The following is a 23,829-nucleotide window of genomic DNA, read 5'->3' on the forward strand; positions in this document are numbered from 1 at the left end:
GCATCGCTTCTGCGTGCGTCTGAATAGCTAATTTTTAGTCTTCAAACTTACGCGTTTTTATAGCTTTTGCAGGGCAGCCAACGTACACATAATCAGCTTTTGCATTTGTAAATAGCGAACTGCGGGCACCAATAAGTGCATTGCGCCCTACAGTGACCCCAGGTGCTATAAATACATCGGTGGCTATCCACGCACCTTCTTCAATAATGATAGGTTCTGCGTAAATTCTAAAGGTTCTGCTCGCGGGGTCATGGCTTCCAGTACAAAGATAAGAGCGCTGGGACACCACAGCATGAGAAGCGATACTGATTTCAGCAAGTGTATACAACTCTACATGGTCACCTACCCAAGCATAATCGCCAATGCTCAATTTCCATGGGTAAGTGATGCGTACGCTTGGGCGTATGATGACACCTTTGCCAATTTTAGCACCGAAGGTACGCAGTAGAAAATTTCTCCAGCCATACATAAACTGCGGGGAAAGTCCGAATAAACAGGATTGTACCAGCCACCAAAGCTGACACTGTATACCTGAGCGTCCCCGGAAGCCGGGTGGAAGTTGAAAGCGATCAAGCTTTTGCATAAGTTATCTCTTTAATCAAACTATCCAAGTCTGCGTGTGCTTCTGAGATAAAAGTTTGGAAAATTTTTTTTCTGCTTTGGCGTGAAGTATCACTTGTGGCAAGTGTAGAGCTTGAAATATGGCTAGCTGCGGCTTTTGCCCAGAGTTCGCCAGATTTTAGTGGTGTCGACCAGCCCTGAAGTCGTTGAGTTGATGCTTTCATGCAACCGGCTTCGCTACTCAAAATATATACACCTTCAACGGCTGCCTCGTAGATGACTAGAGGCTCTGCTTCGTTGCGTGATGGATAGATAAAGCAATCCAAATCAGCAAAGAAACGGATTTTATCATTTCCGTATATTCCACCCAGATACCGTAATTCCGGAAATTTAATGCGGGCGTCGTCTAGCAGGGATTTTAATTCAGGGTCATGGCAAGGGCCAGCTATTACAGCTTGAAAAGGAACCCCGATTTGTTTCAGTTGAGCAAGGGTTTCTAAAAAAACATCAATTCCTTTTGAAAAAGAAATATTGGCCAAGTAACCGATTCTCAATGCGGAGTTAATGGCTTTTGGGATTTTTATGTTGTTGTTTGAGAAGAAAGCGGCATTTGAAAGTACCGATATTTTGTCGTCCGAAATTTTATAGTTTTCTTTTAAAGCTAGGCGCATTGCTTCGCCTAGAACAATGTGGCGAGTGCTGGAGCCTGCTGTCTTGCATATCTTGGCGAATAATCTTGATGGACATGTCAGGTAAAGAGCTGCATGGTGATGCAGGAATATTTTTGCTCCAAGAAGCCTTGCTAAGGTTACCCAGCAAAGATCAAAAACTTGACCGTGGCCGCCATTTAGGGATCTATATAGTACTCGTTCACGCTTGACTGTAAGTGCATAGAATAACCGAGCCGTAACTGGGAAAAAAAATATAACTTTGATTAAAAACCAGAATTGGCTGTGATAATAGCGTGCCAGTAAAGAAGGTGAAGAGTTAATAAAAGTAACAGAACCTTGCTTTCGTAAAAGTTCTAGCATCTTTTTGTTAATGGCTGACATGCCATGAAGAGGGGGAGGTATGTCTCCCAAAAAAATCATAATGCGTCCTCTTCCTGAAATTGACTCAAAATATGGAGCATTTTGGTTTCCATTGATGGTGCATTCAAACGCTCATACTCGCTGAATGCAGCATCACTAATTTTGAGATACTCTTCAGTTGGTAGTTTCCAGACCCCCAACAGTGCTTCGCTCATGGCTTTGTGTCCGCGTTTTTTCTGGAAAGTGATTCCGTTGGATCCGTTTCGTACATACGATGGCTCAGGTCCCATATGCGAGTGTATGTCGTCATGTAAGATTGGTGGCAGCCGAAGGGAAAAATAATGGACTACACTCAACCCTGCGTTCCCTGGATAACAACCTACCCGACAGTCGCGACTTAATTCTAGGGTTTTTTCGTCATCATAAATAGCCCCGTGAAACACAATCCAAGGTTGTTTGTACTGCGCGCGGTATGTAGGCTCAAGCTCGCCAGAGCCTACCACATGCAATATTATTGTAGCGTGGGACTTCCGAAGGATGGCAACAGCTTTTATCAGATCTTCTAGGCCGCATTGTTCGCGCAGGCGTCCAATAAATAGCACACCCTGCTCGTCACCCCGTTTGGGAGTGTCGCCAGCATCTACTGAGAATTTTATTGTGTTATCTGCTACTTCCAGTTTTTCAGGGGCGCAATTAGCCGAGATTAAAGAGTCCCTAGAGATTGCCGTGTAACAAATATATTTATATGATAAACGCACTGCTGAGCGGTACAGGAAAGCAAGAAGAGGAGGGGTGTGTTTTTTAGAGTAAAGACCTTGTCCATGTGAAAAGACTTTGATTTTCATCTTGCGACAAAGAAATAGTAGTCGCCAATAAGTTATATCTCGCATATTTGCGCAGGTTAAAACTATGTCTGGCTTGTACGTGCGTATTGCATCTAGTATTCCGGATTGGATTAAAAGTCGACCTCTCATGATGGATTTCTGTGGGCAGTTGATTGTTTTTAAGTGTTGTTGCTCTGGAGAGTGGAATCCGCTGTTGTTGGTTGGCGTTCCAAAAAGCATGGTTAGTTCGTACTTGCCGGAAAGCTTTGAAACAAGATCTTTGCGGTAGCTTGTTAATATGGGTTGAATATAGAATAACTTAGTCATGGTGGGAAACCCTTTTTCTTGTTCGTGCAGACAGTGCGAAAATCACTACATAGGCTGTGAATGGGTAAGGGTTCATGTTTATGAAGCGATCATTAAAGATCATTAATATTAATAGTGGGGCGAATGCTATAAGGATATGATTGTCAGTGCTTTTGACTCTCCATATGCAGTAGCCTAAATATATAAACATGAATATTGCAATCATACCCATGTTGGATATCCCTGCAAGAAAGTAGTTGTGTGGGGTTAACATTCCTGTTTTGTCAAATGCAGCGAACCCTCCCCCGAGAAAAGGGTTTTCATAGAATAGATTAAGAGCCTGATTCCAGCGATCTTCTCGTCCAACAAATCCGGTGCCAACACCTCTGCTCTCATCGGACATCAGAAATATATTCTCTGTGCTTGTCAATATGATGTCGCTACTACTCAAAATTAAGGCTGCAGAGCCAGCAAAAATCAGCATCGCTAGCATGGGTTTGTAACGTCCGGCACTTTTGAACTTTCGCCACAAATAAAGCCCCAGCACCGCTATTGCTACCAGCAGAGCCGCGCGAGCTTGCATCATAAATATGCCGGCCGTAAGAAGTGCCCACGCTAACCAAAATAACAATCCTCGAAAAGAGACGATGGTTGCAATTAGAAACATTGCAAATGATTCTCCGCCTAAGTTCGGGTGACTGCCATTGAAAAACATTAGTCGACCATAGTGGTCAGGAATTAAGTTGAAAAGTGCCAGAATTAAGTAGAGCGCTGCAGTTGTAGTGCCTAGAAGTGCCATAAAATATAAGTATGGCTGAATATCAGTGCGCCTTAGCAATGATGCGCTAATTGCTAAGGATAAAATAAACCCTGCAACATTAAATGCTTCATCAAAATATCCACCCTCTAAGTACTCTGTATATATTAATGAAATTGAGATCAGCGTGATGAAAGGTGCTATTTGTAAAAAGCCTGACTTGCTTGCGCCGTAGCGAACGATTAATAGAGCTTTTCCAAATAGAATCGCAGCATACCAAATTGGTACTGGTATGGCCAAAAGGTAAGAAAGGCATACAGATGCATCTAGTAAACCAAGCAAGCTTGCTTTGGTGTTTTGCTCTAGGCGTCCCGCCGTTGCTGCCAGAGCACGCCTAAATACTTTCATTTTTAGTTCCTTTAAGGGACTTTGTATAAATTTTGAGTAGCAAGCAAAGCATTAGTGTTTCAGGTATTAGCATCATTATTGCGGCTCCGATCATCGGCGTCGTTAAAGACGAGTTAAGCCACCATAAAGTTAGTGCTATAATTGAAAGTGTCATGTAGTACCAGGAGATGCTGCTGTGGCCATTTTTTGCGAAAATAAGTGTTGATGGTACATACCAAATAACGTTAACAACTGCATGTAGTGCGAGCAAAATAAGGAATGAAGCAGGTAAAATTACATTTCCGTGAGACCAAATTTCTAATGCCTTTGGGCCTACTAATCCTACCCCTAAAAGTCCGGTCAGGACTAGTAAACTGGCTACGATAGTGCCTTTTTTAACAACACTCCGTGCAGCTAGTACTTTTCCTTGTCCCATCAGTCTAGATATTTCAGGGCGCATTGCACTGTTGAATACGACACCTACTTGCATGAGCAAACGAACCATTGTTCTTGCCATTGAAAAAGATGCTACTGCAATCCCACCAGAAAGTGCATTTAGCAACTGCACACTTCCTTGCAGTGTAATTACTTGAGCTAGAGGCATTGCCATAAACGACACTGCTGGCCAGAAAACAATACGAAACTCCTTCCGGCTAGCGTACCGCATCGTCATTGCGCCACTCGTGGAGTGACGCAGTGCAATCGCATAGCAAGTAATTAGCGTTACAAATGACGTCAACATCAGGCATATAGCTAACGTAGTTGGGCTAGCTCCTAGGTATAGAGTTACAGCTGTAACGATTATTTCCGCGACCCTTCTGTTAGCCATCCATACGGCTGCTAGAGCGGTACGATCCATTGCTTTCATCCAGGCGCTAACGGGGCCCGCCAAAAAATTTCCCGCAAGATAAAATGACATGTAAATAAATATAACGCTAGCTGCACTGGGGTCGATGTCCGACAAGTTCAGCCATTTAGTCCAAGGTATACTGGTTGCTAATATAGTTCCCAGAGTAGCGACTGTAATTGAAGTGACAACGCTGAATGCCATAGCAGTATCGAGTATGCGTCTGATAGCTGTTATATCTTTGGAGCCTGAAGCCAACGAAGCGCGTGTAGCTGAGGCTTGGGCGACGCCTAGCTCCATGAGCGCCAGAAACATGGGAATGCTGGTGAGTACCAACCATTCACCATATAGTCTGACCCCCCAAGCCGCCAGAAAAAAAGGTACTACTACAATCTGTGCAACTATGGTCGCCCCCTGTGAATAGCCGTACCCAGACAGATTACGAAAAATTTTATTACGCAATGAGCTCATGAAATTTCTCCGTTCAGACAGGCATTCTATCCGGCCACGGAAAAAGGCTTCCTAGCTGAGAATCCAAGCCATTTGGCTCGAATCGTACGCGGCCCCCTGCTGGCGTCAGAGTAATCTCTCCAAAATATAAACTACCCTCGTGAACGTAGAAGTCCACTCGTGAATATCCAAGGCTACCAGTCAACTTAATAGCAACTTCTAGCATCTCATTAAGGCAAGCTGGACGTGGAGAGTCGTCTTTCTGCTGTGCTGTGCTATATCCTGCACGACAAAATGGGGCTTTTGTCCAATCGCTAAGGTATATTGCTTGGCTCAATGTTGCGCTGCGACCTTTTATTAACTGTATGAAACAGTAGGGTGCGCGGCCATCCTGTGGGTTAAATACATGAACTTTATAGTCGTCAGGAGAACCTCCTTTTTGTAACAATGCTTTTTCTGCCAGTAGCCTTCGAGGGATATTTTTATAGTGCCTCTCTCGGGAGTCGTCACCATAATTTTCTTCCAGCCACATATTAGCTTGATCGCAAACTGACTCCGGTGACAATGTAGATTTGTCCGTCACCACAAGTACTTGACCTGCGCCATGATTGGCTTTCAAAACAAAACTCTCAGGTAGCTTCTGAAAGTCTTCAGGAGTTATCCGTTCGTAAACACCATAGCAGGGTATCAAGTACTGTTCTCCGACGGTATTTCTCACGTACTCCCTCACTTCTACTTTATCTGCCAACATGCTGAAGGCAGGCAACGGGTTCTGGATCCGGGCGAAAAGTTTTTCCGAAAAGCTAGTGGGCTGAGAAAAGTTTCCAAATCGTTTGTAGTTTTTGACGTAAACCAACTGAAAGTAGAGCCAGTCGGGTAATAAGTTTTTCATTTGGGTTCCATTCAAACCATTGCTCGGCGCGGCAGGCGCCTTACGGAGTGTTAGAAGACCTTGTAATATTGCAAACAAAGCTTCTTGCTGGGCTAAAGGGGCTAAAGGGGCTAAAGAGAAAATTCCTTTATCGACCAATTCCTTTATATACAAACCCTTTTGATGTAATGCGTTTAGGCTCAAACAGATTGCGGCCGTCAAATATCAGAGCGTGTTTAAGTTGCTTCTTGATAAGTTCGAAGTCTGGTGCTTTAAACGCTTGCCACTCGGTAACGATCACCAGCGCATCTGCTCCTTTGAGGGCAGCTTCTTTGGTGCCGCACAAATTGAGTTCATCTCGGTCTCCATAAATGCGCTGCGCTTCTTCCATGGCCTCAGGATCAAAGGCTTGGACTTCGGCACCAGCATTCCATAGGGCTTCCATTAGCACTCGGCTTGGAGCCTCACGCATGTCATCGGTATTGGGTTTAAAACTAAGCCCCCAAATTGCAAATGTTTTGCCACTCAAGTCGCCATTAAAATGCGTTAAGATCTTTTTAAACAGTACGGATTTCTGTTCATCATTCCGACTTTCCACAGCTTTGAGAACTTTGGCATCAAAATCGATGCTGTCTGCAGTGCGGATAAGTGCCTGCACATCTTTCGGGAAGCATGATCCGCCGTAGCCGACACCGGCATACAGAAACTGGTAGCCGATACGTGGATCGGAGCCAATGCCCTGGCGAACCATTTCAATATCGGCGCCGAGCATTTCTGCCAGGTTAGCCATTTCGTTCATAAAGCTGATTTTTGTAGCCAGCATGCAGTTAGCTGCATATTTGGTCAACTCGGCGCTGCGCACGTCCATCACGATGATTTTCTCGTGATTACGGTTGAAAGGGGCGTATAGCTCACGCATTACATCTTCTGCGGTTTTGCTATTGGTACCAATGACGATACGGTCCGGGCGCATGCAGTCAGCCACAGCGGAACCTTCCTTGAGAAACTCAGGGTTGGATACCACATCAAAGCCCAGGTCTTCGCGCTGACGTGCCGCCAGAACTTGCGCAATTTTGGCGCTTACCTTGTCGGCGGTACCCACAGGGACAGTGGATTTATCGATGATAATTTGATGGCCTTCCATATGCTGGGCAATGGTTTCGGCAACGGCCAGTACATATTTAAGATCAGCTGAACCGTCTTCGTCAGGTGGTGTGCCCACAGCGATAAATTGCACTTCGCCATGTTTTACGCCTGCAGCTGCGTCGGTGGTGAAATTCAGGCGGCCAGCGGCATGATTTTCTTTTACCAGTGCTTCCAAACCAGGTTCGTAGATAGGGATATGGCCCTGCTTCAGGCGTTCGACCTTGTTAGCATCAATATCAATACAGACTACGTCGTGGCCGACCTCGGCGAGGACGGCGCCTTGCACCAGGCCAACGTAACCTATGCCAAAAACTGTAACTTTCATGTCGATTCCCTTTGAGCGTATAACGGGTAGAAAGAGATAAGAGGTTTGATTCTGTGCTTACAGTTTAAGTAAGCATAGGTATCTACACATCATGACGAGCAAGCGTTCTTTCTCGGCTTAATAAATTTTAAAATAAGCTAGTGCAAGAACACTCATAATCTAGGTCGCTTTCTAAGGACTTAAAAGAGTGCGTAGTATTTGAGATGTATATACCTATGCTCAGTGTGAAGTGGATACTGATTTAACCAGGCTTCACTCGGCTGTGTTATGAATCAGACACGCTACCGCCACAGGATTATTCGCCAGTCCCTGAAGGCGGTATGTTTCGTCGGTATGGGTTGTTACTTAGAGCTTGCGGCATTAAAAGAGCGCCCTAAAGTAACCGGGCGCTCTGAGTTGTATGAAAATGCTTGTGTTAAACGCTGTCAGACTTGTATTCGTAGTTGTAATAGCCGTATGCACCATAGCCGTATTTGGCCGATGCTCGCTTTTCAACACCGTTGAAGATGGCACCTTTAAGGTCAATCCCATTTTGGGCAAAGCGGCGCATAGTCAATTCAACTTCACGGGCCGGGTTAAGTTCAAAGCGGGTCACAATCAAATTGGTGCCAGACTGACGGCCTACAATGGCTGCATCAGTTACTGCCAGGAATGGCGGTGTATCGAGAATAACCTGGTCGTATTTGGCACTTACTTGCTCAAGGAACTCGGTAAAGTTCTTGTGCATCAGCAACTCTGATGGGTTTGGTGGAATTTGACCACGACCGATCACATCAAGGTTTTCGACTTCCGTTTTATGAATGGCGGTGTTCAGATCGCAACGCTTTGCCAATATATCGGACAAACCGTTTTCAACCGGAATGCCAAACATTTTATGGATATAGCCTTTGCGCATATCCACGTCTACCAGTAGTACACGCTGCCCGGATTGAGCAATCACTGCGGCCAGGTTGGCAGAAACAAACGACTTACCGACTTTTGGACTTGGGCCGGAAATCATCAGTCGGTTATTGTCCGCCTCCAGCATTGCGAAGTGCAGGCTGGTACGCAGGCTGCGCAAGCCTTCAATTGCCAGATCTGTTGGGTGGCTACTTGCCAGCAGCGGGGTAGCACGAGTACCACGACCACCAGGGCTCTTTTCATCTTCCACTTTTTGCAGCGAGCTAAATGGAATCGAGGCGTAGACCGGTAGGCCGAGTTTTTCGATATCGTCCGGGTTTTGCACGCCGCGATTCAGTGCTTTGCGAAACAGTACATAACCAATGGCAAGGAATGCGCCGAGTAACGTGGCGATTAGTACGATCAGGGCTTTTTTTGGTTTGACTGGGAAGCGCAGGTCTACATCGGCAGTATCGATCAGGCGTACGTTGCCCACTGCACCTGCGCGCATTACGTCCAGTTCCTGGGACTTGTTCAGCAGTTGGGTGTAGATCTCGGTGCTGACTTTCAAATCGCGGGTCAGGCTCAGCAATTCTTGCTGGGTGCTGGGCAGGCCTTCAACTTGTTTGGCCAGGCGGTTTTGTTTGGCGGTCAACTCGGCCAACTGGCCCATCAGTGCGCGGTAGGCGGGATGCTGCGGAGTGAACTTGCGGTCCATCTCGGCTTGTTGCAGTTTGAGGGCTGAGATGCTGGTGTCCAGGGCAACGATTTGGTCGAGAATGGCCTTGGCTTCCAAGCTGATATCAATCGACTTGCTGCGGATCTGAAATGCATTCAGTGCGTTTTCAGCTTTTTCCAGATCTTTACGCACCTGCGGCAGTTGATCTTTCAAAAAGCCCAGGCTTTGTGCTGCTTCAGCTGATGTACGTTCAATATTTTGCTGCACATACAGACGTGCGATTTCATTCAAAGTCTTGATGGCTGCTGCAGGATCAGTATCTTCCAGCGCCATGCCGATCATGCCCGACTCTTTGCCGCGCTCCGAGATATCCAGTGATGTCTGATAACCCAAGATGGTTGAAAGGCGGGGTTGGCGAACGACGTTAAAAGTCGTTCCTGGATTAGCCTGCAATTTTTCTACTAGCAGTTTGAAGCCATTTTCGTCGATAGCTTTACCAACCTGGCCTTTGACCAGTAGATTGTCGTCGTCATCTAGCAGGGTGAAGGTGCCTGGCTCACCGCTGACCAAGGTCAGTTGCTTGCCCAACAGTTCTGCAGGTAACACCAGCTCGGAGATCTTCAGTTCCTCACCACCCCAGGCATAACTGTTCATGCCTAATAGTGGGCTGGCGACAGGGGTTTGCGCATCAGGTTTGAAGCGGCGCGCCATAAACGCACCGATCAGTGGAAAACGGTTTGGCTCAACAACTATATCCAATTGAAGGTTATCGACCGCGGCGCCGATATTTTTACGTGATTTGATCAGCTCAATTTCTGTAGCCGACGGTGATTCCTTACCCAGCATGCTGCTGATATCAGAAAACCCCAGTGGATCATTCTTCTTGGCTTCAACCTGGATCAGCGCATTCGCCTGGTACACCGGCGTAGCCAGCAGGGCGTAGGCAACCCCCGCAACCATAAACGCCCCGGTCACACCTGCGATCAACCATTTATGATCGAGCAGGGTGCCCAGCAGACCCATCAGGTCAATGTCGTCATTATCGTCTTCTTGGTCGTGGGACTTTGTCACGGGTGCTTGCTGCATAAGTCGATTCTTTTTCTTCACAGATAATTCGAAAAATAGCTCAGCGTTTAATCCGCTGGGCCCATGCATTTACGGCGGCATCGATCAGCGCATACGCGTGCACAAAGGCAGGCTTGCCTTGACGGTATGGGTCGGGGATTTCGCGGTTGTCTTGCCATTTGCCCAGCAGGAATACTTTGCCTCGTGCTTCGGGGGCAATGCTCAGCACGCCGTCAATGTGGTTTTTCTCCATCACGAGGATGAGGTCAGACTCGTTGATCAGCGCAGAGTTCAATTGGCGGCCGCTGTGGTCGCTCAGGACGTGTCCGTGTTCCTCAAGAATTGAGCGCGCGGTTGCTTCGATGGGTTTGTTTTTGAGTGCGCCAAGACCTGCGGAGCTCACGACGATGTCGGAGGGTGCAAGGGCGACCCGCAGGAGATGTTCTGCGGTGGGGCTGCGACAAATATTGCCGACGCAGACGATCATGATTCGTTTAAACAAGGCAGCTTCCTTTGTGCCAAACATGCTCAGCCGGCGAGAGCACTTAACTATCGTCACGTCCGCTATTTCCATTCTCGGAAATGGGCTGTGTCCGCCAATAAGGGCTATGCGCACATCATGTTTGATGGGTCAATGGCCTGTGGGAGGCAACAGTTGCCCCTCTTTTAATGCTGATAAAAGGGCGGTATGAACTTGTAGATGCGAAAATATTAACTGCGAAGGGTTGGCAATATCAACCTTTATATACCGCGCGGGCCAGCAGACGCTATATATAGGCGTTTTCAATCTTTATTGACGGACAATAAATAACATTTCATCTGTTTATTCCTGACTAAAAATAACATTTTCGAGCTGGGAAATGTCATGCAGGCAGCCCAATGGTATTGCGCTGTGTTGTATTTCCCCTTGGTTTTCAGTGTGTTCGGTGGGTTTCTGACTGCCTGGGGGCCTAACACAGCGGCTAATTTTTTGAAACCTTCGTTTCTGTGGTGACAGGGGCGTGCAGGGCGGGGTAGACGGGTTGACGGCTTTGGGCTGACGCCGTTCGGCAGTCTGCTGTGCTGCCAGTCATCAACTTGTGCGAGGCATGGCAGTTAGAAGTTAAACGCTCATTTGAATGGCCTAAGTTAGGGGTGATATCAATTTGGCACCACTGTTCCGCTCTTGAAGAATATCTGCAGCGATAAGCGGTAATTGACGGGTAACTGTTCGGTCATATGGATATGCCCTCGAGCGCACGTTAATAACTCACTGTACTTATTCAATGCATTAAGTTTGGGCGTTCGTACTTAGTATCGATAGGTGATATGGGGGCGTTATTCGGTTGTTGTGTGTCATTTGGGTGTTCGAGCCGCCTTGTCAGCGCTCTGGGTTGTGGGGGTGTTCTTCAGCGCTGTCATGCCCGCTGAGCGGCTATGGCCCATCCGTCGAAATGTCGGCCTGAGCAATTGACCGGATTCGCTCTACGCAGTTAACTGTATATTCATACAGCTTAATAAGGGCGCGTGTCATGGGCTTCACTGTTTTGGGTCCTCTTGCTGAAGGTGGCATTCGCCTGCCGATGTACTCGTTCAGAATTCCTGCCGGTTTTCCGTCACCGGCGACCGATCATATGGAGAAGAAAATCTCGATGGACGAGATGCTGAACGTGCGGGCTGCGCATGTGTATCTGGTAACGATCGATGGCGACAGCATGCAGGGTGTCGGGATTTTCCCCGGGGATGTGGCAGTGGTCGACCGCTCGATCGAGCCTGCCCACGGGCATGTGGTGGTGGCGCTGCTCAATAATGATCCGCTCTGTAAGCGCCTGTGCCTGCGGGGCAAGAAGGTCATCCTGGGTTCGGAGAACCCCAGATACCCGGACCGCCATGTTATGGAAGGTGATGACCTTTCGATTTGGGGTGTGATCACTTATACCGTGCGCAGCCATGAGCATTAAGGTTGATCCGGTTTTCGCCCTGATCGATTGCAACAGCTTTTATGCCAGTTGTGAGCGAGTGTTTCGCCCGGATCTGGCGAAAGTACCCATTGTGGTGCTGAGCAATAACGATGGCTGTGTCATCGCCCGCAGTTATGACGCCAAACCCCATATCAAGATGGGCGAGCCGTACTTTCAGATCAGGCACCGCCTGGAGCAGTTGGGCATTGTGGCGTTTTCGTCCAACTATGCGTTGTACGGCGATATGAGCGAGCGGGTGATGAGCCTGATCGAGTCGCAGGTGCCGGCGGTGGAGGTCTATAGCATCGATGAGTGTTTTGCGGACCTGACCGGCATTGCCGATGTCAACGCCCTGGGCTGCCAGTTGCGCAGCCGGATCCTGCAGTGCACCGGGATTCCGGTAGGGGTCGGGATTGCACATACCAAAACCCTGGCCAAGCTGGCCAATCACACGGCCAAGCGGCTGCAGGCGCAAACCGGAGGGGTGGTCAACCTGTGCACCGAACACCAGCGGCACTGGGTGTTGCGCAATACGGCGGTGAGCAACGTGTGGGGGGTAGGGCGGCGCATGACGGCTCACCTGGAGGGCATGGGCATTCGCACGGCCATGGACCTGGCCAGCGCAGAGCCGTGGATGCTGCGCAAGAAGTTCAGCGTGGTGATCGAGAAAACTGCCCGGGAGCTTGCTGGTACTCCGTGTCTGGAACTGGATGAGCCTGATCCGCCGAAGCAGGAAATATGTTGCAGCCGCATGTTTGGCCAGCGTCTGACGACGGTGGCGCCAATTAAAGAGGCGGTGGCGACTTATATGATGCGGGCCTCGGAAAAGCTCCGCGCGCAGAACTCTTATTGCACTAAGGTGCGGGTAAGTATTCGCACGGGCATGTTCAACCCTGACGAAGCCAAATACGCCAGGGGGGTGGTGGTGACGCTGCCATACCCGACCGATGATGTACGGCTGCTCACAAAGGCAGCGGTTGATGCGGTGGACAGCGTGTTTCAGCCGGGTTTCAGGTACAGCAAGGCTGAAGTGATGTTGCTGGACCTGCGTCAACCGGGGGAGTTTTCCGATGATTTGTTTGCAATTAATCAGCCGGTGCAGGCGACGAAGGTGATGTCGGTGCTGGATGAGATTAACCAGCGCTGGGGGCGGGGCACGCTACGGGCTGCCAGCGTGCCGGTGAATCCTGCATGGGGCATGCGTCGGGAGCTGATGAGTCAGGGTTATACCTCTCGGCTGGATCAGCTTTGGCGGGTGTCATAAGAGCAGCACGAGTGAGTGGGCAGGTGTGCCTTCCTCCCTGTATGCCTGCCGGATCGCGGTGCTGCCATCACGGGCAAGCCCGGCTCCCACAAAGGTTGGTGCGGGTTCCCGGTATCTGTGGGAGCCCCACTCGACGCTCGATTGCCAGTGATGCAGGCACCCGGTATGCCTGCCGGATCGCGGTGCTGCCATCGCGGGCAAGCACGACTCCCACTAAGGTTGGTGCGGTTCCTGGGTCTCTGTGGCTGCAAGGTATGTGAAGTTAGGTAAATGTTGGATGCGGGCGATGCCGGCCTTGGTATAAGGCGGCGTTGTTTTCTGTTGATGTGAGAGTGCAGTAATGAAGTTGAAGTCTGTAGTTAAAGCCGTCCTTGTAGCGGTTGTGGTGTCGTCCTTGTCGGGCTGCTGGATGTTTACGCCGCCAGGCGGTGGCCATGGCGGGGGGCATGGTGGTGGTGGTGGTGGTGGTGGTGGTGGTGGCCAATATGGCGGTGGCGGTCCCGGCGGTCCGCGCTAGTTGCTGTCTTCGGTAGCACCTAGAGGTAGTTGACGAAGGCCAGGCAGGTTATATACAGCCCAAGGCCAAAGGTCAGGTGGGTGACCAGGTTTCTTTGTCGTGCCACCCACGGTCTGGCGGTGTTGGCCGCTGCCAGGCCCATGCCCCATGCGGGTTGCATGATCAGCCAGGGTGCAGCCACGCTGAGGATGCCTGTGATCAGTGCGGGCAGCAGGGTCGGATGTTCGAGCCAGGCGCTGCCCGCAAAGGCCACGAGTAACCCGGCGAAAATAATGCCCGTCAGGTAATGCAAGGCCCAGCCGAGCAGGCGTTCACAGGGAACAGGGGCTGCGCCGGCAATCGCCGCGTGTCTGTATTGCCCCTGCAGCATATGTCCCAGCCAGCGGCCTACGAGTCTGTAGTCCAGCGATGGCACGTTAAATACCTGCTTCTTGATCACGGCCACAAGGTCCATGAACAGGGTCGCGCCTATGCCCACTCCAGTTGCGTTAATAAAGATTTCGACCATGGTCATTTCAAATACCCCTTGCTGGACGTGGCTTGTGATTGCTTGAATCAACAAGTGTGCAAGTTCAAGTCGACTTGAGGTCAAGCATGAAAGAGCTGGTCATTGGTGAAGTGGCAAGGCGTTCGGGTGTTCCGGCATCGACGTTGCGCTACTACGAAGAAAAAGGGCTTATCCGCTCTATAGGGCGGCGCGGCCAAAGCCGGGTGTTTGCCCCTGATGTGCTGGATAAACTGTCACTGATTGCCCTGGCCCAGGGGCTGACTTTTTCATTGGAAGACATTGCGCTTATGGTCGGCGCGGATGGCAGGCCTGCGCTTGATCGCGTGCAATTACTGGACAAGGCTGATGAGCTGGAGCAGGTAATTGCGCGGCTCAGTGCTGCCCGTGATGAGCTGCGACGTGCTGCGGTGTGTCCTGCGGAGCGGCACGTGGAATGTCCGAGTTTTCAGTTGCTGCTCAAGGCGGCGGCACGGGGCAGCGGGCCCCTAAGCTGATGGTGTAGCACCTGCCCGTGGCTGTGTTAGAGCGGCTGCGCTGCTTTGACGAAACGCCCGTGGTGCAATGCCGATAACGGTGCTTTACTCCATTTCTAGCACGCAGATTCGCAGGTTGTTGACGGAGTTCGAACCAATGGGCAGGCAGCCTGCAGACGTTAGCCCCGCACCGCTGCGGCCCCGCCTCGAAAAGACTATTGAATTGCGTTGACAAAAAACCTGCTCAAGACCGGCAGGCTTCAGGGCGCCGTCTTCAGCAGCGTCTGTTTTTGCAGTGCGGCGCCCGAAGAAAAGGCGTGATTCAGACTTTAATGTCGCCACCGGACACGCTCCGCCATCAGGTGGCCCCGGTTTGCCTAAACAACTGCATTTCTTGAGGGCTATACATGTCCGCCATGCCCGCCACGTTGCTGATCGTTGACAACGATGTACATGTTCGAAAGCTGCTTGAAGTTCTGTTGCGAGGTCAGGGGTATCAAACCCTGACGGCCGGGTCCGGTAAAGAGGCGCTGGCCATGGTGATGCAGCACGCGCCGGATCTGATCCTGCTCGATATCCAGATGCCGGACATGGATGGCTACGAAGTCGCCCGCCACTTCAAAGGCAATTCTGCCACCGCCAATATTCCGATCATCATGCTTTCTGCGCAAAGTGATCAAAAAGCCCGCATCGCGGGCCTGGAAGCCGGGGTCGAGGACTTTCTCGGTAAGCCGATAGTCAGTACTGAACTGTGGTTGCGGGTGCGCAATTTGTTGCGGCTCACGGCATTTGGCGACTATCAGGCCGACCACAGCCTGATGCTCGAAGAGCGGCTGGAGAAGTGCAGCACCGACCTGGAGCAGGCGCGCACGCAGAGCGACTCCGATAAGCACCTGCTGCATATGACCCACTACGACAGCTTGACCGGCCTGCCCAATCGCCAGCTTTTTTACACCACATTGCACATGGGCCTGACCCAGGCAGAGGTCAGGGGCTGGCAACTGGCGGTGTTTATTGTCGATCTCAACGACTTCAAGCGTGTCAATGACACCTGGGGCCAGGAGCAGGGGCACCGGATGTTGACCGAACTCGGCCAGCGTCTGGGCAGCTGCCTGAACGTCAGTGACACCCTGGGCCGCATGGGGGGTGAAGAGTTCGGGTTGATCCTGATGTTGCGCGAAGGTCAGTCCAATGCTCAGCAGATGGTTGACCGGATACGTGAAGTGCTGCACGAGCCTTTCAGCATTCTCGACCAGGAGGTGCCGATGACGGCCAGTATCGGGATTGCCCTGTACCCCGATGATGGCTCGGATGCGCACCGCCTGATCAAGCAGGCCAATACCGCGATGCACCGTGCCAAACAGGTCGGCCGCGATACCTACCGTTTTTACACCGCGCAAATGAATGTGGATGTTCTGGCGCGCCAGGAGCTGGAAGCCGCGCTGGGCGAGGCGGTGAGCAAGCAGGCATTCGAGGTGTTCTATCAACCGAAGATTGGCCTCGCCGATGGCCAGATCTGCGGGGTCGAGGCTTTATTGCGTTGGCCGCGCCCCGGGCTCGCCGCAATTTCCCCGGGCGTGTTCGTCCCCGTTCTTGAGAGCCTGGGGCTTATTTCCCGGGTAGGGCAGTGGGTCCTCGACACTGTTTGCCGGCAGATTGCCCTGTGGAAGAGTTCGGGCCTGGGGCCGGTGCAGGTGGCTGTGAATGTGTCGGCGCAACAGCTCATCGACGGCGATTTGGTCCATGACATCCGGCGCGCCCTTGAAGACCATCACGTAGAAGCCAAATGGCTGGAGGTCGAGCTGACCGAAAGCTCGCTGATGGTCAACACGCCGCATACCATCGCCAGCCTGCTAAAGCTCAGGGATACCGGGGTAAAGATCTCGATTGATGACTTTGGTACTGGCTATTCGAGCCTCGCGTATTTGAGCCGTTTCCCCATCGACAAGCTGAAAATCGACATCGCGTTCATTCGCGAGGTCACCAACAATCCTCAGGACGCGGCCATCGCCCGGACCATCATTGAACTGGCGCACAGCCTTGATCTGCAGGTCATTGCCGAAGGTGTGGAAACCCGCGAGCAGCTGGCTTTCTTGACCGACAACGGTTGCGACCAGGTGCAAGGCTTTCTGTTTTGCCGACCCTTGCCGGCAAACGAACTGGAGCCGCTGTTGCGCCAGCCGCGCAGTTTTATTTGACCCCCACCAGCACCCTGAACTGCTAATCGCTGGCGCCACCTGCGCCAGCGATTAGCCAAGGTCAGGGGTAACTCACCACCTGGACCCAGTTCGCGCCTTTGCCCGAAGGCGCAGTGGCGTGGCGGGTGAGGGTGCCATCTTTGGGGTTAATGGCATACACCCCGACCTGCGGGCTTTTCTCCCCGCTCACCAGCAACCATTGCCCCGAGGGATCGACTGCAATACCCCGTGGTTGTTGCTCGACTTTAATGTTCTGCACAAAGCCGGGCAGCCCCGTCTTGCTGTCGATGGCAAACACGCTGACCGTGCTGCCCGTGCGCTCGGAGGTATACAGGTAGCGTCCGTCCGGGGTCAGCTTGATATCCGCGGCCCAGATCAGATTGGGCGCCAGTGGCGGTGGTGTCGGCTGGCCGGGCTTGATCATGGGCCGGGCGACCCCGCGTACCAGGCCAGAGTCCGCCGGTATCGCGCCGACGTCCGCGAGCCCGGTCAGGCGTCCGGTCTTCGGGTCGATGGCAAAGGTGGTGACACTGCCCGCCATTTCGTTAAGCAAATAGAGGAAACGATTGTCTGGCGAAATCACCGGGTGACGTGGACCGCTGCCTTCAGGCAGCTTGACCTGACCCAGGGCCGTGAGCTTGCCGCTGGCGGCGTCGAACTTGAATTCCAGCAGGTGATCGGCACCCAGATTGGCGGCGTATACGAAGCGGTTAGTGCCATCGACAATAATCGAATGCGCGTTGGGCCCGGTCTTGATCACTTGCTGCACGTCATCGCTGACAACGCCGTCGTTATCGATCTTATTAACGCTGACCAGGTCCTCACCGTACGAGGCACCCAACAGGTAGTGACCGTTCTTGTCGGTCGAGATATAGGCCAGGCTGTCGGCCACGGTCGAGTTTTTCAGGTGCTTGAGGGCGCCGCTCTCAGGGTCGATAGCGAAGGTGGCCAAGGCATAAGGTTTGCCGCGAATGGAGGCATAGAGCTTGCTGTGATCGGGGCTCAGGGCCAGCGGCATGACGCCCGGACCGGCTTCGGTGGTGGCCAGGGGTTGCAGTTGGCCTTGTGCAGTCAACGTATAACTGCTGAGGGTGCCGTCGATAGCATTGGATACGTAGACATAGCTACTGGCCCAGCTCAGCGGAGTCAGGCTCATAAGAACGGCGCCGGCCAGGGTTTTCAGGGGTATAGCTCGAAGCATCGCAAGGTTTCCTTATTGTTATATGTTGTCGTACCTCTTTGCTGGATTGTTAGGTGGCTACCGTTGCTCTGTCAATCTGTTTGTAGCGTGCTGCCAATGCTCGCACCGGTGCATCAAACATCGCGTGTTGCCCTTGGCCTACACGCCCCAGCCGTCCCGCGCCGCCCGGCGTATGCCTTCCAGCAACATCGCGAATGCAGGGTTGTCATTGTTTTCGCGCCAGATCAGATGCAGTTCGCTCTGCACCCCTTCGCCCAGGTCGATATCGCGAAACACCACGTTCTTGAACGCCACGCTGGAGGCGCAACGCGGTACCAGGGCCAGGCCCATCGCAGCGTTGACCAGCGCCAGAATGGTCAGCGACGAGCCCAGCCACTGCACGTACTGCGGGGTCACGCGGGCAGAGCGCAGGGTGCCGGTCAAAAGCTCGTTGAAGGGCGGGTAGGCGGCATGGGAGTACATCAGGAAGGGTTGCGCATCGAGGTCTTTGACACTCACGGTTTCGGCGCTGGCCAGTCGATGGTTGCCGGGCACGGCCAGCACGAACGGCTCGCGCACCAGGCATTCAGTGGCGTAGCCGGGCTCCAGCAAGGGTGCGCGGGCGATCCCCAGGTCGATGCGCCAGGCGCGTAACGCTTCATGCTGCTGATAGGTGTTCATCTCTGTCAGATCGATTTTGACCTGGGGCTGCTTGAGCCGGGCTTCGGCGATGACCTTGGGCAAAAATTCATACACCGCGCTGCCGACGAAACTGATGTTGACCGAGCCAATATCACCCTCAGCGAAGCGCCGCGCGGTTATCGCGGCTTGCTGGGCGCGCTCCAGCAGGTTCTGGGCTTCGATGAAGAAGGCACGGCCGGCAGCGGTCAGGGCGACGCTGCGAGTGGTGCGGGTGAATAACTCGACCCCCAGGTGATGCTCCAGCAGTTGAATCTGCCGGCTGAGGGGCGGCTGGGTCATGTTTAGCCGCTCGGCGGCGCGGCGGAAATTGAGTTCGGTCGCCACCGTGGTGAAGCACCGCAATTGGGTCAGTTCGAACATTGATCTAATTCCGGTATCAATCCAGTGCCAAGTTAGATTAGACCGGGAACAATCTCCGCGTCCATGATCGCCCCGTCCCTAAAAAAACAATGATCGGGAGTCTCCCCTTGAATACCCCCCAGAGTCTGCCAGACCCGGCGGTGCTTGCCCGCGCCGCGGCCAAGGTGAAGCGTCATGTTCTGCCCCTGTTTGTGGTGATGTTCATCGTCAACTACATCGACCGGGTCAATATCGGTTTTGTCCGCAGCCACCTGGAAACAGACCTTGGCATTGGCGCTGCCGCCTATGGCCTGGGTGCCGGGCTGTTCTTTATTGGTTACGCGATCTTCGAAGTGCCTTCCAACCTGCTGTTGCAACGCTACGGCGCCCGCGCCTGGCTGACACGCATCATGTTTACCTGGGGCGCAGCGGCGATGGCGATGGCTTTTGTATGCGGCGAAACCAGCTTCTATGTATTGCGCTTTATTCTCGGCGCCGCTGAAGCGGGGTTCTTTCCCGGGATCATTTACTACTTCACCCAATGGCTACCGTCGACCGAGCGCGGCAAGGCGATGGCGATCTTTCTCAGCGGCTCGGCCATCGCTTCGGTGATCTCGGGGCCGGTGTCCGGGGCACTGCTCAATGTCAGCGGCATGAGCCTGCATGGCTGGCAGTGGATGTTCCTGATTGAAGGCTTTGCTTCGATCGTGCTCTGCGCTTTCGTCTGGTTCTGGCTGCAGTCGCACCCGCGCCAGGCGAGGTGGCTGAGCGACGAAGAGAAGGCCGCACTGTTGGGCGCCATTGCGCTGGAGCAGCAGGCCCGTGAAAGCGTGCAGAGGGTCAAACCCTCAATGTTTAAATTGTTGGCGGACAAACAAATCGCCCTGTTTTGTTTCATCTACTTCTCTATTGCCCTGACCATTTATGGCGCTACGTTCTGGCTGCCGAGCATGATCAAAAAGATGGGCAGCTTCGGCGACTTTCAGGTCGGGCTGTTCAACTCGATTCCATGGCTGATTTCCATCGTGGCGATGTATGGCTTCGCCGCCCTGGCCAGCAAATGGAAGCACCAGCAAGCCTGGGTGGCGCTGACCCTGGTGATCGCGGCGCTGGGCATGTTTATGTCCACCATCGGCGGGCCGGTGTTTGCCTTCGTTGCCATTTGTTTTGCTGCCATCGGCTTCAAGGCCGCCTCGGCATTGTTCTGGCCGATTCCGCAGGGCTACCTCGATGCGCGTATCGCCGCTGCGGTGATTGCCCTGATCAACTCCATCGGCAACCTGGGCGGGTTTGTGGCGCCCACCGCGTTCGGTTTTCTGGAGCAGACCACCGGCTCCATCGAAGGCGGCCTGTACGGGTTGGCGGCCACTTCACTGGTGGCTGCGGCGGTGATCTTTTTTGTCCGTATGCCTGCGCCTGATCAGACGCAGGCCAGCCAGCCCGATGCCTTTACGCCGCCCCGGCGCAACGCTTTGAAAACCGATCCAGCAGGAGCCGCTTCTTGAAAATCCAACGTGTCACTGTCACCCCCATCGCCTTCCGGGACCCGCCGTTGCTCAATGCCAGCGGAATTCACGAGCCCTATGCCCTGCGTTCGATCATCGAAATCGAGAGCGACAATGGCTACATTGGCCTGGGCGAGAGCTACGGCGATGCCCCGGCGCTGGCCATCCAGCAGCAACTGCAGGAGCAACTGACCGGTCTCGATCCGTTCAACCTCAATCACTTGCGCGCCATTGTGCAGGCCACTGTTGCAGCCAATAAACCGCGAAGCATGGCCGGCGCGGAACTGGCGCCCGGTTCCCATGCCAGCAAAGCGGTGAGCAATGCCTATTCAGCCTTCGAGGTGGCGTTTCTCGACCTGCAGGCGCAGTACCTGAAGGTGCCTCTGGTAGACCTGCTCGGCGGCGCGGTGCGCGATGAAATTCCCTTCAGTGCCTACCTGTTTTTCAAGTACGCCGAGCATATTGATTCGCCCTACAAGGCCGACGCGTGGGGCGAGGCACTGAACGAAGAGCAGATCGTCGCCCAGGCCCGGCGCATGATTGATGCCTATGGCTTCAAAAGCATCAAGCTCAAGGCCGGGACATTGCCTCCCGAGCATGAGGTGGCGTGCATCAAGGCGCTGAAAAAAGCCTTCCCCGGCTACCCGTTGCGTATCGATCCCAATGGCAACTGGTCGCTGCAAACGGCGATTCGCATGGCTGAACTGCTGGGTGACGATCTGCAGTATTACGAAGACCCGACCCCGGGTCTGGAGGGCATGGCTGAACTGCACCGGCGTACCGGCTTGCCCCTGGCGACCAATATGGTGGTCACCGACTTCGATGAGTTTCGCCGCAGCGTGGCCCTCAACAGCACACAGATTGTGCTGGCTGACCACCATTACTGGGGCGGGCTGCGCGATACCCAGGCGCTGGCCAAAATGTGCCAGACCTTTGGCCTGGGTGTGTCCATGCACTCCAACTCGCACTTGGGTATCAGCCTGATGGCCATGGCCCATGTCGCGGCCTCGGTGCCGAACCTGGACTATGCCTGCGACACGCATTACCCCTGGCAGGAGGCGGACGAGGAGGTGATCAAGGGCGGCAAAGTGCCGATTGTCGATGGTTGCGTGAAGATCACACGCGCGCCGGGTCTGGGGCTGGAGCTGGACTACGGGCAATTGGCCAAATTGCATGACCAGTACCTCAATTGCGGCATTCGCCAGCGCGATGACGTTAAGCAAATGCAGCGGTACAAGCCTGACTGGAAGGCGGTAAAACCGCGCTTTTGATCGCGCAATGGTCTACACCCCAGTGCCGGATACGCAGCTCTACCGCCCTCTGTAGGAGCGAGCTTTTCAACATCGCAACCAAGAGCTCGCGAGCAAGCTCGCTCCTACAGGAGGGGGGCGTTCCAGAAAATGTGGAAGCTGGCTTGCCAGCGATGTGCGTGATGACATCGCGAGCAAGCTCGCTCCTACAGGAGGGGGCGTTCCAGAAAATGTGGGAGCTGGCTTGCCAGCGATGTGCGTGATGACATCGCGAGCAAGCTCGCTCCTACAGGAGGAGGGCGTTCCAGAAAATGTGGGAGCTGGCTTGCCAGCGATGTGCATGATGCCATCGCGAGCAAGCTCGCTCCTACAGGAGGGGGCGTTCCAGAAAATGTGGGAGCTGGCTTGCCAGCGATGTGCGTGATGACATCGCGAGCAAGCTGGCTCCTGCGGGTCAGCTCCGGCGTTTACGGCGTACTCGCCATACCACCAGCAGGATCAAGACGATGACGCCTGCAGCCATCGCGCCCCGGGCCAGGGTGGCCAGGTGCGAGACGGGGCCGCCTGCGCGGGTTTGCTTGACCTGGGTCGCGCTGACGTTGACCTGCGGGTTGCCGTATTGTCCGGTCAGCCAGGTCGCCAGTGTCGCTACCTGCTGGTCACTCAAGGTCTTTTCGAAACCTTGCATGCGGATGTCCTGACCATCCGCACCCCGTTTCACCCCTTCCAGAATCACCATCACCAGGTTGGCCGGATTGCTGCGTCCGACCGCGGTGTTGTGCAACAACGAGGGCAGGCCGCCTTCGAAGCTGCCCTGGCCCTGGCCCTGGGCCTGGTGGCAGGAACTGCAATAGGCATCGTAGATCTGGGCTCCGGTCATTTTGTCGCCATCAGCCGGCAACGCTACGCCACGGATGCTGTTCAGCTCATCAGTCGCTTGCCCCAGGGCATACACCGGTTTGCTGTCAGCCGGGTTGTGCTGTGCGGGCAGCGCCTTGAGGTAAACGGCAATGGCCTTGAGGTCGCTGTCGCTCAGGTGTTGCAGGCTGTGATCCACCGCTTCGGCCATCGGCCCGGCAGCTTGTGCCTTGCCCCGGGCTTCGCCGGTTTTCAGGTACGCCACCAGCTCAGAATTGTCCCAGCCACCGATACCGCTGTTGAGGTCGGAGGTGATGTTGGGCGCGTGCCAGGTTCCCACATCGCCGCCCGCCAGTTCTTTGGAGGCCACTTCGGCCATCAGCAGATTGCGCGGGGTGTGGCAGGTGCTGCAGTGGGTCAGGCCCTGGACCAGATAGGCACCACGGTTCCACTCGGGACCGCGGCCGGTATCGGCAACGAAGGTGCTGTTGTCGAGAAACAACAGGTTCCACGCGGCCATGGACAGGCGAATGTTGAACGGAAACGGCAGGTCGGTGGCTTTGGTCGGTGTCTCCACCGGCTCCACTACGTTCATGAAGTAGGCGTACATATCCTTGATGTCTTCATCGCTGACTTTGGCGTAAGCGGTGTAAGGCATGGCGGGATAAAGATGCTGGCCATCGGCACGCACGCCCTTGCGCAGGGCATCGCTGAACTGCTCCAGGCTGTAGTTGCCGATACCGGCGGTTTTCGACGGGGTGATGTTGGTGGCGATGATGTCGCCGATCGGCGTAGGCAGCGCCAGGCCCCCGGCAAACGGCTTGCCACCGGGCACGCTGTGGCAGGCAACGCAGTCACCGGCAGTGGACAGGTACTGGCCACGCTTGATCTGTGCGTCATCGGCTGCATTGACGTTGAGTGCCAGCAGCATCAGCGCGGTTAGGGAAGTAAGACTCCAGTTCATGGC

General features: G+C 53.5%; 20 protein-coding genes. 7 read left to right on the forward strand and 13 right to left on the reverse strand.

Annotated features, from left to right (window positions below; genetic code table 11):
• Positions 1-34 precede the first annotated feature (34 nt).
• From ACP7BO_RS09180 to ACP7BO_RS09220, 9 genes are all read right to left on the reverse strand, one after another.
• The gene (locus tag ACP7BO_RS09180) at positions 35-583 is read right to left on the reverse strand and encodes a putative colanic acid biosynthesis acetyltransferase (protein ID WP_426209783.1); all 549 of its coding nucleotides are present in this window, start codon (positions 581-583) and stop codon (positions 35-37) included.
• Positions 570-1,652, reverse strand: coding sequence for a glycosyltransferase family 4 protein (locus ACP7BO_RS09185; protein ID WP_426209785.1), 1,083 nt, complete (start codon positions 1,650-1,652; stop codon positions 570-572). The genes ACP7BO_RS09180 and ACP7BO_RS09185 overlap by 14 nt, the downstream gene beginning before the upstream one ends.
• Positions 1,649-2,743 carry a glycosyltransferase gene (locus tag ACP7BO_RS09190; protein ID WP_426209787.1) on the reverse strand — a complete coding sequence of 365 codons (1,095 nt, stop codon included), beginning with the start codon at positions 2,741-2,743 and terminating at the stop codon, positions 1,649-1,651. The genes ACP7BO_RS09185 and ACP7BO_RS09190 overlap by 4 nt, the downstream gene beginning before the upstream one ends.
• The gene (locus tag ACP7BO_RS09195; protein WP_426209789.1) at positions 2,736-3,887 is read right to left on the reverse strand and encodes an O-antigen ligase family protein; all 1,152 of its coding nucleotides are present in this window, start codon (positions 3,885-3,887) and stop codon (positions 2,736-2,738) included. Before ACP7BO_RS09195 ends, ACP7BO_RS09190 begins: the two co-directional genes overlap by 8 nt.
• Positions 3,874-5,184 carry a lipopolysaccharide biosynthesis protein gene (locus tag ACP7BO_RS09200; RefSeq protein WP_426209791.1) on the reverse strand — a complete coding sequence of 437 codons (1,311 nt, stop codon included), beginning with the start codon at positions 5,182-5,184 and terminating at the stop codon, positions 3,874-3,876. Before ACP7BO_RS09200 ends, ACP7BO_RS09195 begins: the two co-directional genes overlap by 14 nt.
• Before the next feature lie 13 nt (positions 5,185-5,197).
• Positions 5,198-6,055, reverse strand: coding sequence for an ATP-grasp fold amidoligase family protein (locus ACP7BO_RS09205; RefSeq protein ID WP_426209793.1), 858 nt, complete (start codon positions 6,053-6,055; stop codon positions 5,198-5,200).
• A gap of 127 nt (positions 6,056-6,182) precedes the next feature.
• Positions 6,183-7,505 (reverse strand): UDP-glucose dehydrogenase family protein, encoded by a 1,323-nt coding sequence (locus ACP7BO_RS09210; protein ID WP_426209795.1) that lies wholly within the window; start codon positions 7,503-7,505, stop codon positions 6,183-6,185.
• 415 nt (positions 7,506-7,920) lie between these two features.
• Positions 7,921-10,149, reverse strand: coding sequence for a polysaccharide biosynthesis tyrosine autokinase (locus ACP7BO_RS09215; RefSeq protein ID WP_426209797.1), 2,229 nt, complete (start codon positions 10,147-10,149; stop codon positions 7,921-7,923).
• Positions 10,150-10,189: 40 nt separating this feature from the next.
• Positions 10,190-10,630: a low molecular weight protein-tyrosine-phosphatase gene (locus ACP7BO_RS09220; protein ID WP_125863024.1), complete on the reverse strand. Its 441-nt coding sequence runs from the start codon at positions 10,628-10,630 to the stop codon at positions 10,190-10,192.
• Between the two features lie 1,009 nt (positions 10,631-11,639).
• Between ACP7BO_RS09220 and ACP7BO_RS09225 the strand changes: the two genes are divergently transcribed.
• The 3 genes from ACP7BO_RS09225 to ACP7BO_RS09235 all read left to right on the forward strand — a co-directional run bounded on the left by ACP7BO_RS09225 (position 11,640) and on the right by ACP7BO_RS09235 (position 13,849).
• Positions 11,640-12,068 (forward strand): LexA family protein, encoded by a 429-nt coding sequence (locus ACP7BO_RS09225; protein ID WP_060692835.1) that lies wholly within the window; start codon positions 11,640-11,642, stop codon positions 12,066-12,068.
• Positions 12,058-13,332 (forward strand): Y-family DNA polymerase, encoded by a 1,275-nt coding sequence (locus tag ACP7BO_RS09230; RefSeq protein ID WP_426209800.1) that lies wholly within the window; start codon positions 12,058-12,060, stop codon positions 13,330-13,332. Before ACP7BO_RS09225 ends, ACP7BO_RS09230 begins: the two co-directional genes overlap by 11 nt.
• Positions 13,333-13,672: 340 nt before the next feature.
• The gene (locus tag ACP7BO_RS09235) at positions 13,673-13,849 is read left to right on the forward strand and encodes a hypothetical protein (RefSeq protein WP_426209801.1); all 177 of its coding nucleotides are present in this window, start codon (positions 13,673-13,675) and stop codon (positions 13,847-13,849) included.
• Between the two features lie 19 nt (positions 13,850-13,868).
• On the opposite strand, the gene ACP7BO_RS09240 is transcribed toward ACP7BO_RS09235, so the two are convergent.
• Positions 13,869-14,363 carry a DUF2938 domain-containing protein gene (locus ACP7BO_RS09240; RefSeq protein WP_426209803.1) on the reverse strand — a complete coding sequence of 165 codons (495 nt, stop codon included), beginning with the start codon at positions 14,361-14,363 and terminating at the stop codon, positions 13,869-13,871.
• An 80-nt stretch (positions 14,364-14,443) separates the two neighbouring features.
• Here ACP7BO_RS09240 and ACP7BO_RS09245 point away from each other — a divergent pair, with 80 nt between their 5' ends.
• Together ACP7BO_RS09245 and ACP7BO_RS09250 are read left to right on the forward strand one after the other, a co-directional pair.
• Positions 14,444-14,851 carry a helix-turn-helix domain-containing protein gene (locus ACP7BO_RS09245; protein ID WP_426209805.1) on the forward strand — a complete coding sequence of 136 codons (408 nt, stop codon included), beginning with the start codon at positions 14,444-14,446 and terminating at the stop codon, positions 14,849-14,851.
• A 386-nt stretch (positions 14,852-15,237) separates the two neighbouring features.
• The gene (locus ACP7BO_RS09250; protein ID WP_426209807.1) at positions 15,238-17,028 is read left to right on the forward strand and encodes a putative bifunctional diguanylate cyclase/phosphodiesterase; all 1,791 of its coding nucleotides are present in this window, start codon (positions 15,238-15,240) and stop codon (positions 17,026-17,028) included.
• A 61-nt stretch (positions 17,029-17,089) separates the two neighbouring features.
• On the opposite strand, the gene ACP7BO_RS09255 is transcribed toward ACP7BO_RS09250, so the two are convergent.
• Together ACP7BO_RS09255 and ACP7BO_RS09260 are read right to left on the reverse strand one after the other, a co-directional pair.
• Entirely contained in the window at positions 17,090-18,229 is a 1,140-nt protein-coding gene (locus ACP7BO_RS09255) for a lactonase family protein (protein WP_060692826.1), read from the reverse strand.
• Between the two features lie 138 nt (positions 18,230-18,367).
• Complete coding sequence (locus ACP7BO_RS09260; RefSeq protein WP_426209809.1) at positions 18,368-19,270, reverse strand: LysR family transcriptional regulator; 903 nt, start codon at positions 19,268-19,270, stop codon at positions 18,368-18,370.
• Between the two features lie 107 nt (positions 19,271-19,377).
• Here ACP7BO_RS09260 and ACP7BO_RS09265 point away from each other — a divergent pair, with 107 nt between their 5' ends.
• Entirely contained in the window at positions 19,378-20,754 is a 1,377-nt protein-coding gene (locus tag ACP7BO_RS09265; RefSeq protein ID WP_426209811.1) for an MFS transporter, read from the forward strand.
• The gene (locus tag ACP7BO_RS09270; protein ID WP_426209813.1) at positions 20,751-22,025 is read left to right on the forward strand and encodes a glucarate dehydratase family protein; all 1,275 of its coding nucleotides are present in this window, start codon (positions 20,751-20,753) and stop codon (positions 22,023-22,025) included. The genes ACP7BO_RS09265 and ACP7BO_RS09270 overlap by 4 nt, the downstream gene beginning before the upstream one ends.
• A gap of 433 nt (positions 22,026-22,458) precedes the next feature.
• Here ACP7BO_RS09270 and ACP7BO_RS09275 read toward each other — a convergent pair whose 3' ends face one another.
• On the reverse strand, positions 22,459-23,826 hold the full coding sequence (locus ACP7BO_RS09275) for a c-type cytochrome (protein WP_426209815.1): 1,368 nt from the start codon (positions 23,824-23,826) through the stop codon (positions 22,459-22,461).
• Between the last annotated feature and the right edge of the window lie 3 nt (positions 23,827-23,829).

It is taken from the genome of Pseudomonas sp. TWR2-1-1 (genome assembly GCF_049897045.1).
GTDB lineage: Bacteria > Pseudomonadota > Gammaproteobacteria > Pseudomonadales > Pseudomonadaceae > Aquipseudomonas > Aquipseudomonas versuta.

Bases quoted from the DNA above. Each gene is read 5' to 3' on its own strand.
- ACP7BO_RS09200 (WP_426209791.1), bottom strand. From the start codon at position 5,184: ATGAGCTCATTGCGTAATAAAATTTTTCGTAATCTGTCTGGGTACGGC.
- ACP7BO_RS09240 (WP_426209803.1), bottom strand. From the start codon at position 14,363: ATGACCATGGTCGAAATCTTTATTAACGCAACTGGAGTGGGCATAGGC.
- ACP7BO_RS09245 (WP_426209805.1), top strand. From the start codon at position 14,444: ATGAAAGAGCTGGTCATTGGTGAAGTGGCAAGGCGTTCGGGTGTTCCG.
- ACP7BO_RS09190 (WP_426209787.1), bottom strand. From the start codon at position 2,743: ATGACTAAGTTATTCTATATTCAACCCATATTAACAAGCTACCGCAAA.
- ACP7BO_RS09250 (WP_426209807.1), top strand. From the start codon at position 15,238: ATGTCCGCCATGCCCGCCACGTTGCTGATCGTTGACAACGATGTACAT.
- ACP7BO_RS09235 (WP_426209801.1), top strand. From the start codon at position 13,673: ATGAAGTTGAAGTCTGTAGTTAAAGCCGTCCTTGTAGCGGTTGTGGTG.
- ACP7BO_RS09185 (WP_426209785.1), bottom strand. From the start codon at position 1,652: ATGATTTTTTTGGGAGACATACCTCCCCCTCTTCATGGCATGTCAGCC.
- ACP7BO_RS09210 (WP_426209795.1), bottom strand. From the start codon at position 7,505: ATGAAAGTTACAGTTTTTGGCATAGGTTACGTTGGCCTGGTGCAAGGC.
- ACP7BO_RS09255 (WP_060692826.1), bottom strand. From the start codon at position 18,229: ATGCTTCGAGCTATACCCCTGAAAACCCTGGCCGGCGCCGTTCTTATG.
- ACP7BO_RS09195 (WP_426209789.1), bottom strand. From the start codon at position 3,887: ATGAAAGTATTTAGGCGTGCTCTGGCAGCAACGGCGGGACGCCTAGAG.
- ACP7BO_RS09230 (WP_426209800.1), top strand. From the start codon at position 12,058: ATGAGCATTAAGGTTGATCCGGTTTTCGCCCTGATCGATTGCAACAGC.
- ACP7BO_RS09275 (WP_426209815.1), bottom strand. From the start codon at position 23,826: ATGAACTGGAGTCTTACTTCCCTAACCGCGCTGATGCTGCTGGCACTC.
- ACP7BO_RS09205 (WP_426209793.1), bottom strand. From the start codon at position 6,055: ATGAAAAACTTATTACCCGACTGGCTCTACTTTCAGTTGGTTTACGTC.
- ACP7BO_RS09260 (WP_426209809.1), bottom strand. From the start codon at position 19,270: ATGTTCGAACTGACCCAATTGCGGTGCTTCACCACGGTGGCGACCGAA.
- ACP7BO_RS09180 (WP_426209783.1), bottom strand. From the start codon at position 583: ATGCAAAAGCTTGATCGCTTTCAACTTCCACCCGGCTTCCGGGGACGC.
- ACP7BO_RS09225 (WP_060692835.1), top strand. From the start codon at position 11,640: ATGGGCTTCACTGTTTTGGGTCCTCTTGCTGAAGGTGGCATTCGCCTG.
- ACP7BO_RS09215 (WP_426209797.1), bottom strand. From the start codon at position 10,149: ATGCAGCAAGCACCCGTGACAAAGTCCCACGACCAAGAAGACGATAAT.